The organism is Pseudarthrobacter sp. C4D7, assembly GCF_013359725.1.
GTDB lineage: Bacteria > Actinomycetota > Actinomycetes > Actinomycetales > Micrococcaceae > Arthrobacter.
Window position 1 is genome coordinate 1 of the sequence record NZ_JABFMW010000037.1, and the last position, 14822, is coordinate 14822.

Annotated in this window: 13 protein-coding genes; 2 read left to right on the forward strand and 11 right to left on the reverse strand. The window is 67.3% G+C overall.

Annotated elements, in window-relative coordinates; translation table 11 throughout:
- Positions 1-472: 472 nt before the first annotated feature.
- Genes tyrS through HNO81_RS18080 form a run of 3 tightly spaced genes read right to left on the reverse strand, consistent with a single transcriptional unit; the run spans position 473 to position 4790 of the window.
- Entirely contained in the window at positions 473-1786 is a 1314-nt protein-coding gene (gene tyrS / locus HNO81_RS18070; RefSeq protein ID WP_175319488.1) for a tyrosine--tRNA ligase, read from the reverse strand.
- A 34-nt stretch (positions 1787-1820) separates the two neighbouring features.
- Positions 1821-4049, reverse strand: a complete 2229-nt coding sequence (locus HNO81_RS18075) for an AAA family ATPase (RefSeq protein ID WP_175319489.1) — start codon at positions 4047-4049, stop codon at positions 1821-1823.
- A 51-nt stretch (positions 4050-4100) separates the two neighbouring features.
- Complete coding sequence (locus HNO81_RS18080; RefSeq protein ID WP_175319490.1) at positions 4101-4790, reverse strand: DNA-3-methyladenine glycosylase; 690 nt, start codon at positions 4788-4790, stop codon at positions 4101-4103.
- Between the two features lie 127 nt (positions 4791-4917).
- On the opposite strand from HNO81_RS18080, the gene HNO81_RS18085 reads away from it, so the two are divergent.
- The gene (locus HNO81_RS18085; RefSeq protein ID WP_175319491.1) at positions 4918-6396 is read left to right on the forward strand and encodes an AlkA N-terminal domain-containing protein; all 1479 of its coding nucleotides are present in this window, start codon (positions 4918-4920) and stop codon (positions 6394-6396) included.
- Complete coding sequence (locus tag HNO81_RS18090; protein WP_175319492.1) at positions 6393-6887, forward strand: methylated-DNA--[protein]-cysteine S-methyltransferase; 495 nt, start codon at positions 6393-6395, stop codon at positions 6885-6887. Before HNO81_RS18085 ends, HNO81_RS18090 begins: the two co-directional genes overlap by 4 nt.
- An 89-nt stretch (positions 6888-6976) precedes the next feature.
- Here HNO81_RS18090 and HNO81_RS18095 read toward each other — a convergent pair whose 3' ends face one another.
- The 8 genes from HNO81_RS18095 to argB form a co-directional block, all read right to left on the reverse strand.
- Positions 6977-7714 (reverse strand): maleylpyruvate isomerase family mycothiol-dependent enzyme, encoded by a 738-nt coding sequence (locus HNO81_RS18095; RefSeq protein ID WP_175319493.1) that lies wholly within the window; start codon positions 7712-7714, stop codon positions 6977-6979.
- 21 nt (positions 7715-7735) lie between these two features.
- On the reverse strand, positions 7736-8218 hold the full coding sequence (locus HNO81_RS18100) for a pyridoxamine 5'-phosphate oxidase family protein (RefSeq protein WP_175319494.1): 483 nt from the start codon (positions 8216-8218) through the stop codon (positions 7736-7738).
- A 173-nt stretch (positions 8219-8391) separates the two neighbouring features.
- Entirely contained in the window at positions 8392-9819 is a 1428-nt protein-coding gene (gene argH, locus HNO81_RS18105; protein WP_175319495.1) for an argininosuccinate lyase, read from the reverse strand.
- Positions 9820-9824: 5 nt separating this feature from the next.
- On the reverse strand, positions 9825-11030 hold the full coding sequence (locus tag HNO81_RS18110) for an argininosuccinate synthase (RefSeq protein WP_175319496.1): 1206 nt from the start codon (positions 11028-11030) through the stop codon (positions 9825-9827).
- Between the two features lie 45 nt (positions 11031-11075).
- Complete coding sequence (locus HNO81_RS18115; protein ID WP_175319497.1) at positions 11076-11606, reverse strand: arginine repressor; 531 nt, start codon at positions 11604-11606, stop codon at positions 11076-11078.
- Complete coding sequence (gene argF / locus HNO81_RS18120) at positions 11606-12607, reverse strand: ornithine carbamoyltransferase (RefSeq protein ID WP_175319498.1); 1002 nt, start codon at positions 12605-12607, stop codon at positions 11606-11608. The genes HNO81_RS18115 and argF overlap by 1 nt, the downstream gene beginning before the upstream one ends.
- Positions 12604-13857: an acetylornithine transaminase gene (locus HNO81_RS18125; RefSeq protein ID WP_175319499.1), complete on the reverse strand. Its 1254-nt coding sequence runs from the start codon at positions 13855-13857 to the stop codon at positions 12604-12606. The genes argF and HNO81_RS18125 overlap by 4 nt, the downstream gene beginning before the upstream one ends.
- Positions 13854-14813: an acetylglutamate kinase gene (argB, locus tag HNO81_RS18130; protein WP_175319500.1), complete on the reverse strand. Its 960-nt coding sequence runs from the start codon at positions 14811-14813 to the stop codon at positions 13854-13856. The genes HNO81_RS18125 and argB overlap by 4 nt, the downstream gene beginning before the upstream one ends.
- Positions 14814-14822: the final 9 nt, after the last annotated feature.

Consider the following 14822-nt stretch of genomic DNA (forward strand, 5'->3'; position numbering starts at 1 on the left):
CCGGAAATAACGGCGACAAAGGCTGCACAAAATTTGAAACCAGCTAAAAACACCATGCACACCACGGGGTGGCGGCACAGCACAATCAACCAATTACATACATAATCGGTATCAACAAACTTGGCACACTATTGAGTTCTCAAACAACAGACACATTCGAATATTCCCGGAATAACTCGTAAAGAATTTCTTTTCCGTATTTCTTCGCTGCGATGTTTCTATCTTATTTCATTCATATTCGCTTTTGCAAATCCGGTTATTTTCCCGGAATTCACTCAGTGGAATGAATCCGCCCAGCAGAATGTGAAGCAATCTTCGTTCCATGCACCGCATGGCCGAGAATTGCTTCTCAAGATCAGTTGGGGGGTTGTCACCACTCAGCGGCGGCGACTCAGAAAACAATACACGCCCCTCTGCGGCCGCGCAAATCGGCCGCCGAGGGGCGTGCAGGTGGTAGGTTTCGCTCCCGCGGCTACGGGACCAGCACCTCTACGGTGGCGAGGTTCTTCTTGCCCCTGCGCAGGAGCAGGTACTGGCCATGCAGGAGCTCCGATTCGGGGATCACAGCTTCCGGATCCGAGACTTTCTCGTTGTTCACGTAGGCTCCGCCTTCACCCACGGTGCGCCGGGCGGCGGACTTGCTTTCGGAAAGACCTGACGCAACCAGCAGGTCCACGATGCCCATCTCATCCACTTGGACTGTGGTGGAAGGAAGTTCGGATGTTGCAGCCTGCAGCGTTGCCTTGTCCAAAGCAGCCAGATCGCCGTTTCCAAACAGCGCAGCCGACGCGGCAATGACCTTTTCGGTGGCGTCGACGCCGTGCACCAATGAGGTCACTTCGAAGGCGAGCTTTCGCTGCCCTTCCCGGGCGAACGGACGCTCGGCAACCGACACTGCAATCGCTTCGATCTCTGCACGGGTCAGGAACGTGAATACCTTGAGCCGGTCCACAACGTCCGCGTCCGCGGTGTTGAGCCAGAACTGGTAGAACGCGTAGGGGCTGCACATGCCGGCATCGAGCCAGATGGCGTTGCCTTCGCTCTTGCCGAACTTGGTTCCGTCGGAGTTGGTGATGAGCGGGGTACCCAGGGCGTGGACGCTCTTGCCCTCCACCTTTCGGATCAGTTCCGTGCCGCTGGTGAGGTTGCCCCACTGGTCCGAGCCGCCGGTCTGCAGTACACAGCCGTAATCGCGGTACAGCTGCAGGTAATCCATGCCCTGCAGGATCTGGTAGCTGAACTCGGTGTAGCTGATGCCTTCATCCGAGTTCAGGCGTGATGCCACGGCGTCCTTGCGCAGCATGGTGCCCACCCGGAAGTGCTTGCCCACTTCGCGCAGGAAGTCGATGGCGCTCAGCGGCGCTGTCCAGTCCAGGTTGTTCACCATCCTGGCAGCGTTGTCCCCCTCAAAGCTGAGGAAGCGCTGCACCTGGGCCTGCAGGTAGCCAACCCACTCCGCCACCGTGTCCTTGGTGTTCAAGGTGCGCTCCGCCGTCGGACGCGGGTCGCCGATCATGCCGGTGGATCCGCCCACCAGGCCGAGGGGCCTGTGGCCTGCCAGCTGAAGACGACGCATGACCAGGAGCTGGACCAGGTTGCCCAGGTGCAGGCTGGGCGCGGTGGGGTCGAAGCCGCAATAGTACGTGACCGGCCCATTGGCGAGGAGCTTTTCGAGCTCCGCTTCATCGGTGGAAACATGGACCAGCCCACGCCACTTCAGTTCCTGCCAAATGTTGGCGAAAGTGGGGTCGTTGCGCTGCGGTTCGAGGTTGTTCAGTTCTGGCACGCTTCCTAAGTTAGCAGTAACGCCGATTGCCCTGTCAGCCGGCAATCCCGGCGGGCACGGGTTGGGCCGCGATCAGCCGCAGCCGCTGCGTGGCGCGCGTCATGGCCACATAGAGGTCCCCCACCTTGCCGTGCTCGTGGTTGAGCATCACGGAAGGTTCCAGGACCACGACGCCGTCGAACTCCAGGCCCTTCGCCTCGCGCGGACTGATCACCACGATGTCCTGCTCGTAGCTGCCGGCACCGGTGCCGATCCTGCGCCCATACACCGCACGCAGGGCTGCCGTGGCCTGCGGAAGAAGGTCACCGTCGGCAATCACCGCGAGCAGGCCGCCGTCGAGCGCCGCAAGCTCCTCCGGAAGGACCTCCACCAGCCGCTCCACGATGCCGCCGGTGGACACTTCGTCGATGATGGGGTCCCAGCGGCCCTCGCGGACAGCCTTGGGCGCCGAAACGACCAGGCCTGCGGCGTTGGCCATCCTGACGGCGGCCTCGGCGATCTGTGCGGGCGTACGGTAGTTGACCGTCAGCTCCTCCAGCTGCCAGCGATCGCCGAACATGGGTGCCAGGGCCCCCTGCCAGGAATTGGCGCCGGCAACGGAGCTGGTCTGGGCAATGTCGCCCACAATGGTGAAGGACTTGAGCGGGCAGCGCCGCACCAGGAGCCGCCACTGCATGGGCGAAAGTTCCTGGGCCTCATCCACCACAATGTGCCCGAACGCCCAGGTTCGGTCACTGGTTGCGCGTTCGGCCGCCGTCTGCCGGGCGTCCTGTTCGCGGTTCTGCTCGGCCAGTTCTTCAGCCGACATCAACGGGTCAACGCCGGCGGCTTCCATGTTGACCAGGGTCTGCTTTGCATTGGCGAGGTCCCGGGCCCGGTCGTGCTCCTGCTGCGCCAGTCCCCGGCCTGCGGCGGGATCAAGCTCTCCGAGCAGTTCGGCGGCTTCATCCAGCAGCGGGACGTCGGACTCGGTCCACGGCGCGTCGGCCGGTCGCTGCAGCAGCGCGCGCTCGGCAGGTGCCAGGTGGGGAGTGCAGAATTCCAGGATCTCCGGCTTGCTGAAGAGGTCGGCGATGAGCTTCTCCGGCGTCATCGGCATCCAGCACAGGTTCAGGGCGATCCGCACGTCGCGTGCGGTGCGGACGTCCTCGGCAAGGTAGGAGCGGTCTGCGTTGTTGCCGATGTTTCCGGCCTCGACGAGTTCGGTCATCTGTTCGGTCAGTTCCCGCAGGAGGATCTTTACGAACGTGACGCGGGCCTCGTTGTACGGCTTTCCGGTGGCGCGGGCGCGTTCCCGCGCACGGCGCACCTGCCGGGGCGTGAGGGTCAGCTTGCGCCCGTCCACTTCGAGGATCCGGTTCTGGGCGGGGACGCGCATGCGGTTGGAGACGGCGTTCGCCACGATGGCGGCCATGTCCAGGCGCCCCTTGATGGCGGCAACGTCCGCGTTGGTTTCGGGCACGGCATGGATGCCGGGCATCAGCCGGCCAAGGCTTGCCATGACCACGCCGGTCTCACCCAGCGAGGGCAGCACACGTTCGATGTATTTCATGAACGACGACGACGGCCCCACCAGCAGCACGCCGGCACTCTTGAGCCGGTCACGGTGGGTATAGAGCAGGTAGGCGGCGCGGTGCAGCGCCACGGCGGTTTTGCCGGTGCCGGGGCCACCCTGGACCACGACGGCGCCGGAGATCGAGGAGCGGATGATCCGGTCCTGCTCCGACTGGATGGTGCTGACGATGTCCGACATGCGGCCGGTCCGCTTGGAGTTCAGGGCAGCCAGCAGGGCCCCTTCGCCCTGGAGCGATTCGTCGTCCGTGAGCATTCCGGCGTCCAGGACATCGTCCTCGATGGCCTTGACGTCGCGCCCTTGCAGGATCAGGTGCCGCCGGCGGCGGACCCCCTGCCGGTCAAAAGCCGTTGCCTGGTAGAAGTGCCCGGCCTCCGGGGCACGCCAGTCCACCATGAGACGCTGCAGGTCCTCGGTGGTGAGGCCAATGCGGCCGATGTACTGCGCTTCTCCGGAGTCCAGGTCCAGCCGGCCAAAGACCAGCCGGTCGTCCACGGCATCCAGCTGCGCCAGGCGGTCCTCATACAGCGCCGCGAAGGCATCCCGTTCCGAAACGTTCTGCATGGTGCCCACGGCTCCGGCACGACGGACCTGCGCCAGCTGGCGGCGCTTTTCCTCCCGGAGTTCCTCCAGCCGGGCATACAGGCCGGCTACATACTCCCGTTCGTGGGCCAATTCGGCGTCAAGCATTAACGTTCCCCTATCGCAAAAGACAGACCGTCCATTCTACAACCATTTCCGTTAACGCTGGTGGAACGGTGCATCCGGCAGAGGTCCGGCTGCCGGCTTCCGGGTCCGCGGCTTCGCTGCCTTGTACCGGGACACGGTGGGATCGCCGGTGAGCCAGAACCGCCACGCGTATTCTTCCGAGCCGCCGGCGCCGGCCACCCCCACCCGGGGACCGGAACTGACCGCGCCGCCGGGAACGGACGGAAGGTCCAGCCGGAACGGCGGAGCCAGCGCATCCCGGCCGCTGTCCGCCGTCGTCAGTCCCAGCGCTTTGGCCAGGCGCGCCGGGCCGCTGGCCAGGTCCGCGGGAATCTTCGACGTCGGGCGCCGCCGCCGGGCCAGCTCGAGCCCGTCCACCACCTCCCCGGCCCGCAGCAGCAGGGCCGACGCGGCACCCGCCGGGCCGCAGACGATGTTGGTGCAGTGGTGCATTCCGTAGGTGAAGTACACGTAGAGGTGTCCGGCCGGTCCGAACATGGGGGCGTTGCGGGGCGTGGGGCCGCGGTAGGTGTGCGATCCGGGGTCCGGATGCAGCGAATCCTCCGGCCCCATGTAGGCCTCCACCTCGGTGAGCCGGATGGCCACGGTACCGTCGCGGGACTCATGGGTGAGTACGGCACCGAGCAGTTGCGGTGCCAGTTCACGGGCGTCCGCGGAGAGGAATTCCCGGAGCTGTTCCATCGCCCCAGCGCTATGGTTCATTCCTCGACCATACCCAGATCCAGCAGGTTTTATCCGCCCACTGCAAGGCCCTGGGCAGGTTATCCGCATTCACGGCCATGTCCGATTTCCGCTAGTACCGGTTGCCGCCGGCTGGCAGGATGGATCCATGGACTTCTGGCAGCGCTACCGGGCAATCGATGCCCGCGACACCCGGTTCGACGGCCAGTTCTTCACGGCCGTCCGCACCACGGGGATCTACTGCCGCCCCTCCTGCCCTGCCAGGACGCCCAAAGCCGCCAACGTCACGTTCTACGAGACCTCGGCCGCGGCACACGAGGCAGGCTACCGCGCCTGCAAGCGTTGCCTGCCCGAGGCGGTGCCCGGGACCCCGGCCTGGAACGTGCGGCAGGACGTGGCGGGCCGGGCCATGCGCCTGATCAATGACGGCGTGATCAACCGCGATGGCGTGGGAGGCCTGGCGGCCCGGCTGGGGTATTCGCCGCGCCAGCTGAACCGGATCCTGGGACAGGAGCTTGGCGCCGGCCCCTTGTCACTGGCCCGGGCGGCGAGGGCGCAAACCGCCCGCACCCTGCTGGTTTCGACGTCGATGAAGCTTTCAGACGTCGCCTTCGCGGCTGGTTTCAGCAGCGTCCGGCAGTTCAACGAAACCATCGCCGAGGTGTTCGACATGACTCCCACAGCACTCAGGCGGACCGTCCGCCATCCGGTGAACGGCAGCGGCTCCACGGCCCTGACCCTGGACCTGCCCTACCGGCCACCTTTCGACCCCGGCATCTTCTCCTTCCTGGCGGTCCGGGCCATCCCGGGGATCGAGGAGGGCACCCCAACCTCCTACGCCCGGACGCTCCGGCTCCCCCACGGCGACGCGCGCTTCAGGGTGGAGTACGACGACGATGCCCGGGAGCGGCCGCTGACCCTCACCATCGGCGCGGTGGACCTCCGCGACCTTCCGGCGCTGCTGAGCCGCGTCCGCCGGCTGTTCGACCTCGATGCGGACCCTGCGGCGATCGACGGTACCCTGGCCGCCGATCCAAGGCTCGCCGGCTCCGTTGCCGAAGCGCCGGGGATGCGCCTGCCGGGTGCCGTGGATCCACAGGAACTGCTGGTCCGGGCCATGGTGGGCCAGCAGATCACGGTGGCAGCCGCCAGGACCGCGCTGACCCACCTGTCCACTGCCGGCAGTCCCACCAGTGCCCCCGGCGACGGCCTGGACCGCTTGTTTCCCACTCCGGCTGAAATTGCAGCCGCCGGACACCTGCTCCGCGGCCCGCGGCGCAGGACCGAATCGCTGCTGGGTGCTGCAGATGCCATGGCCGGCGGCCACCTGGACTTCGGCTACGGCGATGACCTCCCCAGCCTCACCGCCGCACTTTTGCCACTTCCCGGCGTCGGGCCCTGGACGGTGGGGTACGCCGCCATGCGGGTCCTGGGCGCTCCGGACATTTTCCTTGCCAACGACGCCGCCGTGCGGAACGGGATCCGCGCCCTCGATAATGGGACCAGCGCCCTGAGCCCTGACTTCCGGGAGGCCAGCCCGTGGCGCTCCTACGCCACCATGCACCTCTGGCGCGCTGCCGCCCGGCCCGCTACAAGCACCACCATTCCCGCGAAAGGGACGCCATGAAAGCCCAACTGCTCCAGCTGTCCACCCCGGACGGTCCCTTTACTGTCCTCGCCCAGGACGGCGTGGTCCTGGCGTCCGGCTGGACGGCCGGCCTGGCGGAACTGACCGGCCAGGTCCACCCCGCGCTGCGGCCCGACGCCGTGGAAGAGGTGGGGGACCTCGGCGGGATCTCAGCCGCCGTGGAGGCCTTCTACGCCGGTGATCCCGCCCCGGCCATGGCAGTCCCGGTCCGCCAGCAGTCCGGCCCGTTCCGGGCCCACGCCTGGGATGTGCTGCGGCAGGTCAAGCCGGGCTCTCCGGTTACGTACTCGGAGTACGCAGCGCTGGCGGGGAATCCGCGCGCCGTGCGGGCCGCCGCCAGCGCCTGCGCGTTCAACGCGGCGGCCCTGTTTGTGCCATGCCACCGGGTCATCAGGACCGATGGTTCATTGGGCGGTTTCCGCTGGGGCCTGCGCATTAAGGAGAGCCTGCTGACCCGCGAGGCTGCCTGACCGCACCCTCCGCTCCCCCAGGGTTGCTCTATCACTTGTGGTCCCTAAAACCCTCGCTTAGGGGCCACCAGTGATAGACCAACGAACGGCTACTTCGGTTCCGGCATCGCTGACGGCCACGGCAGCAGGCCGGGAAGGTCGGTCCCGTCCCCGGCGGCAGTAGCCCGCAGGCTGTCCAGGGACGGCGTCCGTCCCGCAAGCCAGGCGGCGATATCGGTGACCATCCCGCTGACGACGACCGTGCTGCCGCCAGTTCCCAGGGCCAGGGGTGGAAGTGCCACGGGCTGCAGGACCAGCCTGCTTTCGGCCGGCACGCGGGCGACCAGGAAGTCGAACAGGTGGGAGCAGAATGCCCTGTTCCAGGTTTCGGGTCCCGCACCGGCGTCCAAATCTGCCGTGTGGATGACCAGCTCGCGCCAGAGCGCCAGCCCGGCGTCGAAAATCACTCCGTCGCGGAAGGCAATGGGGGCCTGCCACTCGTCGTCCCCCAGCGCATCGAAGGCAGCCAGTGCCCGCTGGAGCCCGGCTGCGGCATCTGTCCGGTGCTCTTCCAGGCTGTGCCCTGCGGCGAGGTCGATGGCCCGGTTGCGGCCGTCCACACCGCCGTCGTACAGCGCCACCGTTTCGCCGCGGCGGCCAAACTCCACCTGGCGGGCCAGCGCGCTGCAGATTCCGGCGATATGCGCCAGGAGATGGCCGCGGCTCCAGCCGGGAAGGGTGGAAGGAGCCCTCTCGCCGCCGGCGGGAATCCGGTCCACCGCAGCCGTCAGGGCGTCCGCGGCCTTGTGCAGTTCAGCAAGGAGGTCGGCAGGGGAAGGTGAGGTCATGCGGCCAGCCTAGCCGAGCGGTCAGTCCAGGGGGCTTCCGTCCGGGCCGACACGGTGGCGGACGTGCCGGCCACCGTTGCTCGCCTGCCAGAACTCGATTTCTGCCGGCTGGAGGGCGTAGAGCTGCCACTGCGGATTGTCGCTGCCGTCGGCCCGGGGCCGTTCGTGCCAGTCGGGCCAGTAAAAGTTCATCGCCGCCTTGGGTGACTCCGCCAATTCCCGGCCCTTGCGGGAGGTGCGGGACGTGGCAAAGTGCCAGCCGTCGTCGTCAATGTTCTTCAGGATGAGCATCCGCGACGACGGCTGCGGGGAGCCATCGGTGGTTCCCCCGACCGTGGCCAGGCTGAACGCGTGCGGCTGCTGCTCCCCCGCATCCAGCGCTTCGTCCAGCCACTGCTTGAAGAGCAGGGCCGGGTCCTGCGGTGCGTTGGCCGGGTCAAACTCGGGCAGGTCGGAGGGAAAATCTGGCAGGGTGCGAAGGAACTTGCGGAAGATTTCGCTCATGGCCCCAGCCTAGCCACAGGTCAACAGCCCTCACCCCCAACCCCCGCTCAGGTCCTGCACGGAAACCGGCAACGCCCGCTCACTTTCGTGGCGAAAGTGAGCGGGCGTTGCCTCAAAACATGCAAGAGGTGAGCGGGCGTCGCCTCAAAACGTGCAGGAAGTGAGCGGGCGTGTCAGCCGGCGTACTCCCGCACCCCGGCAAGCTCGCCTTCCAGCGCGGCCAGCTGCCGTTCGACGGCGGCCGGTGCCGTTCCGCCCTGGGAGTTGCGGCTGTTGAGCGAACCCTCCGTGGACAGCACGGTCCGGACCTCCGGGGTGAGGTGCGCCGAGATCGCGGCGTACTCCTCGTCCGTCAGGTCCCAGAGCTCAACGCCGCGGGACTCGGCCTGCTTGACCGCGGCACCGGACAGCTCGTGCGCCTCGCGGAACGGCACGCCCTGGCGGACCAGCCATTCGGCGATGTCCGTGGCCAGCGCGAAGCCTTGCGGTGCCAGGGACTCCATCCGTTCGGTGTTGAACGTCAGGGTGGCGATCATGCCGGAGACGGCCGGGAGCAGCAGCTCCAGCGTATCGGCGGCGTCGAACACCGGTTCCTTGTCCTCCTGCAGGTCGCGGTTGTACGCGAGCGGCAGCCCCTTCAGCGTGGCCAGCAGACCGGTCAGGTTGCCGATCAGGCGCCCCGCCTTACCGCGGGCGAGTTCGGCCACGTCCGGGTTCTTCTTCTGCGGCATGATCGATGACCCGGTGGAGTACGAATCGTCCAGCGTGACGAAGGAGAACTCCTTGGTGGCCCAGAAGATGACCTCCTCGGAGATCCGGGACAGGTCCACCCCGATCATCGAGCAGACCCACGCGAACTCGGCGAAGACGTCGCGGGAGGCGGTGCCGTCAATCGAGTTGTGCACGGCGGAGAAGAATCCGAGGTCGGCAGCTACCGCCTCGGGGTCCAGCCCCAGCGAGGAACCGGCCAGGGCGCCCGATCCGTAGGGTGAAACGCCGGCCCGCTTGTCCCAGTCCTGGAGCCGCTGCACGTCGCGCAGCAAAGCCCAGGCGTGGGCCAGGAGGTGGTGGCTGAGCAGGACAGGCTGGGCGTGCTGCAGGTGGGTGCGGCCGGGCATGGCGACACCGTGGTGCGCCTTGGCCTGCTCCACGAGCGCGTCCACGGTGGCCAGGACACCGCGGGCGATGATCCGGGCATGGTCGCGCAGGAACATGCGGCCCAGGGTGGCCACCTGGTCGTTGCGGGACCGGCCCGCGCGGAGCTTGCCGCCCAGCTGGGCGCCGGCGCGCTCGATCAGGCCGCGTTCCAGCGAACCGTGCACGTCCTCATCGGACTCCGCCGGGAGGTAGGCGCCGGAGGCCACGTCCTCGTCCAGCTGCGTCAACGCCGCGAGCATGCCCTCCAGTTCGGCGTCGTCCAGCAGGCCGGCCTTGTGCAGCACGCGGGCGTGCGCCTTGGAGCCGGCGATGTCGTAGCGGGCCAGCCGCCAGTCGAAATGCGTGGACTTGCTCAGCGCAGCGAGGGCGTCCGCGGGGCCGCCGGCGAACCGGCCGCCCCACAGGGCACCTGCGTTGGTTGCCTCCGTCTTCTGCTCAGCCACGTGGGCTACTTCCCTGCGACGCGGATGTCGCGGCCCGAGGCAACCTTGGCGGACATGCCCCACAGCTCGATGAAGCCCTTGGCCTGGGACTGGTCGAAGGTGTCACCGGTGTCGTAGGTGGCCAGCGAGAAGTCGTACAGCGAGGTGTCGGAGCGGCGGCCGTTGACGATGGCCTGGCCACCGTGCAGGGTCATGCGGATGTCGCCGGAGACGTACTTCTGGGTGTCCTCGATGAAGGCGTCCAGTGAGCGCTTCAGCGGGGAGAACCACTGGCCGTCGTAGACCAGCTCGGACCAGCGCTGGCCAACGGTGGCCTTGAAGCGGGCCTGTTCGCGCTCGATGGTGATGTCCTCGAGGTGCTTGTGCGCGGTGATCAGGGCCATCGCGCCCGGGGCCTCGTAGATTTCGCGGGACTTGATGCCTACCAGGCGGTCCTCGACGACGTCGATGCGGCCCACGCCCTGGGCACCGGCGCGGCGGTTCAGTTCCTTGATGGCCTGCAGCGGGGTGACCTTGACGCCGTCGATCGCCACCGGCACGCCGGCTTCGAAGGAGATGGTGACCTCATCCGGTGCCGGCGGGAACTCCGGGGTGGCGGTGTAGTCGTAGATGTCCTTGGTGGGGGCGTTCCAGATGTCTTCGAGGTAGCCCGTTTCCACAGCGCGTCCCCAGACGTTCTGGTCGATCGAGTACGGGTTCTTCTTGGTGGTCTCGATGGGCAGTCCCTTTTCCTCGGCGAAGGCGATGGCCTTGTCGCGGGTCAGGGCGAGGTCGCGGACCGGTGCGATGCACTTCAGGTCCGGGCCCAGGGTCTGGATGCCCACTTCGAAGCGGACCTGGTCGTTGCCCTTGCCGGTGCAGCCGTGCGCCACGGTGGTGGCGCCGAATTCGCGGGCGGCCTTGACCAGGTGCTTGACGATGACCGGGCGGGAGATGGCGGACACCAGCGGGTAGTGGCCCTGGTAGAGGGCGTTGGCCTTCAGCGTGGGGACGCAGTATTCGTTGGCGAACTCGTCCGAGGCGTCGGCGACGTAGGCTTCGACGGCGCCGCAGCCCAGGGCGCGCTGGCGGATGGTTTCCAGCGATTCGCCGCCCTGTCCGACGTCGACCGCCACGGCGATGACCTCGGCACCGGTGGCTTCACCGATCCAGCCGATGGCTACGGACGTGTCCAGGCCGCCGGAGTAGGCCAGCACAATGCGTTCAGTCACTTTAAATGCTCCTTGTTGGGGTTGGTTGATGAGTTGTCTTCAAGCTTATTGCCCGGCTTCCTCTGCGAGCTGCAGGAAACGGGCGGCGAGGTCCGGGCCGCCCAGCGGGTCGCGGGAGACCAGCAGGACGGTATCGTCACCGGCGATGGTGCCCAGGATGGACGGCATCACCGAGTGGTCGATGGCCAGGGCCAGGAAGTTCGCAGCACCGGGCGGCGTCCGCAGCACGGCTATGTTGGCGGACGCTTCGGCGGTCACCAGCAGTTCGCTGCACAGCCGGGCGAGCCGGGCGTCCAGGATCTCCTGGGTGACGCCGCTCTTGGCGGCGCGTTCCCCGCCTTCGCCGGGAACGGCGTACACCAGGACGCCTTCCTTGCCGCGGACGCGGACGGCACCGAGTTCCACGAGGTCCCGGGACAGGGTCGCCTGGGTGACCTGGACCCCCTCGCCCGCCAGCAGTGCCGCGAGTTCCGCTTGGGAACGCACGGACTGTCCGGTCAGGATGGCGGTGATGCGCGCCTGCCGGGCGGTCTTGGTGGCCGGGCTGGTGCCCGCGGAGGACGGCTGGGCGGACACTAGAACGTGCTTTCTCCGGTACCTTCGACCGGAGTGAGTCCGTCAACGAAGGCCAGGCCGGAGCGGTGCATCAGCCAGGCCATCAGGGCTTTCTGGGCGTGGAGGCGGTTTTCGGCTTCGTCCCAGACGATGGACTGCGGGCCGTCGATGACGTCGGCGGAGATTTCATAACCGCGGTAGGCGGGCAGGCAGTGGAGCACGACGGCGTCATCCGCAGCGAGTGCCATGGCGTCCGTGTCCACGGAGTAGTCCCGGAACAACTGCATCCGGGCTTCCTTTTCGGATTCCTGGCCCATGGAGACCCAGGTATCGGTAGCCACGACGTCTGCGCCCTGCAGGGCTTCCCTGGCATCCGTGGTGATGAGCACCGAGCCGCCGGTTTCCGCCGCACGCTCCTCGGCCGCCGCCACGATCTCCGCGGCCGGAAGATACCCCTCGGGCCCGGCGATGCGGACATGCATGCCGGCCGTGACCCCGGCAAGCAGGTATGAGTTGGCCATGTTGTTTGCGGAGTCGCCGAGGTAGCTCATGGTGAGCCCCTTCAGTTCGCCCTTGTGTTCCTTGACGGCGAGCAGGTCGGCCAGGAGCTGGCACGGGTGGTAATCGTCGCACAGAGCGTTGATGACGGGCACTTTGGAGTTCTCCGCCATAGCCACCAGGCCTGCGTGCGCGCCCGTGCGCCACACGATGGTGGACACCATCCGTTCGAGGACCTTGGCGGTGTCCTCCACGGATTCCTTATGCCCGATCTGGGCCTCGCCCGGGTTGATGATCAGCGCGTTGCCGCCCATGTCGGCCACGCCGGTGGCGAAGGAGACGCGGGTTCGGGTGGAGGTCTTGTCGAAGATCACGGCCACGGTCTTGCGGCCGCTGCCTTCGGCGGCATACGGCTGGACGCTGTAGGGGGCTGCCTTCATGCGGGCGGCAAGTTCCAGCACCTCTGCCTGTTCGGCGGGGCTGAGGTCTGTGTCCTTGAGGAAGTGCCGGGTTGTGGTGGTCACTGGGCGTCCTTAGCTGCTTGGAGGATTGCCGGGAAGGCGGCGAGGAAGGTGTCGGCCTGCGCTGTGGTGAGGATCAGCGGCGGCGCCAGGCGAATGGTGCGCGGGCCCGGGCTGTTGATGATGAAGCCGGCGTCAAGGGCTGCCTGCACAGCGGCGGGGGCGACGTCGGCGTCCAGGTCGAAGCCGATCAGCAGTCCTTCGCCGCGGACCTCGGTGACGCCGGGGATGGCCGCCAGGCCGGACCGGAGGTGCTCCCCCACGGCGGCGGCGTTGGCCAGGACGTGCTGGTTTTCCAGGGCATGGAGGGTGGCCAGCGCCGCCGCGGTGGCCACGGGATTGCCACCGAACGTGGTGCCGTGCTGGCCTGCGGACAGCAACGACGACGTGTGCTCGCCAAAGGTGATCATGGCACCGATGGGGAAGCCTCCGCCCAGGCCCTTGGCGAGGGTGATGGCGTCGGGAACGATGCCTGCGTCTTCGCTGGCGAACCACTTGCCGGTCCGGCCGATGCCCGTCTGGACCTCGTCCAGGATGAGCAAGGCCCCTGCCTTGCTGGTGGCTTCACGCGCGGCCTTCAGGTAGCCAGCCGGCAGCGGACGGACGCCCGCCTCGCCCTGGATGGGCTCCAGGAACACGGCTGCCACGGTGTGGTCCACGGCTGCCTCCAAGGCGGCGATGTCACCGAACGGAATGTGCACCACGCCGCCGGGCAGCGGCTCGAAGGGTGCGCGGTAGGCTTCCTTGGCGGTGAGCGCCAGAGCGCCCATGGTCCGGCCGTGGAAGGCCCCTTCGAGGGCGATGATCCTGGTCCGCTTGACCGGCCCGTCGCCGGTGTTGCGGCGCGCCAGCTTGAAGGCGGCCTCGTTCGCCTCCGTGCCGGAGTTGCTGAAGAACACCTTGGAGCCGGCCGGCGCGTGGGCCAGTTCCAGGAGCTTCTCGGCCAGCGCCACCTGGGTGGGGCTGGTGAAGAAATTGGAGACGTGGCCCAGGGTGGCCAGCTGGCTGGCGATGACCGAGGTCACGAACGGGTGGGCGTGGCCCAGGGCGTTGACGGCGATGCCGCCCAGGAGGTCCAGGTACTCCTTGCCGTCGGCATCCCACACCAGGCAGCCTGCGCCGCGGACCAGGACCCGCTGCGGCGTGCCGAACACGTTCATCAGTGACGAGGAGTAGCGGGACAGCCATTCGGAGCCGGCGTGGCCCGTGGTTTCCACCAACTCATTCACTGATGGTTTTTCCATGGTGTTCATCCGTTGATCTCCTCGTCCGGAACTACTTGGGTGCCGATGCCCGCCGTCGTAAATGTTTCAAGAAGCATGGAGTGGGGCAGGCGCCCGTCCACGATGTGTGCACGCTCCACGCCTTCATCAACGGCCTTGAGGCAGGCGGCCATCTTGGGGATCATGCCCGACTCAAGCTTCGGCAGCATCTTCCGCAGCTCCGACGCGGTGAGCGAGGAGATCAGGGAGGATTTGTCCGGCCAGTTGGCGTAGAGGCCTTCGACGTCGGTCAGGATCACCAGCTTGGAGGCTCCAAGCGCGGAGGCCACGGCGGCCGCTGCGGTGTCGGCGTTGACGTTCAGCACTTGGCCGGTCGGCTGGAACCGCGCAGCTCCCGCCACGCCTTCGCCGCCGTCGACAATTTCCGGTGCCACCGTGGAAATCACGGGGATGCGGCCCGCGGCGAGGATGTCCATGATGCCTGCGGGGTCGACGCCGACAACCTCGCCCACCAGCCCCAGGTCCACCTCTTCGCCGTCCACCACGGTGCCGGTGCGGACGGCGCGGAGCAGGCCGCCGTCTTCGCCGGACATGCCGACGGCGTAGGGACCGTGGGAGTTGATCAGGCCCACCAGTTCGCGGCCCACCTGGCCGGTGAGGACCATGCGGACCACGTCCATCGCCTCCGGGGTGGTGACCCGCAGGCCGCCCTTGAACTCGGATTCGATGCCCAGCCGGCCCAGCATGGCGTTGATCTGCGGGCCGCCGCCGTGGACCACCACCGGGTGGATGCCCACGTGGTGCAGGAAGACGATGTCCTCGGCGAAGGCACGCCGGAGTTCGTCGTTGACCATGGCGTTGCCGCCGTACTTGATCACCATGGTGGTGCCGGCGAACCGCTGGATCCAGGGCAGTGCCTCGATCAGGGTTTCTGCCTTGTCCTGGGCGGCGGACATGCTGGTGGTTTCACGCGTCTGGGTGTTCATGGTGTCACT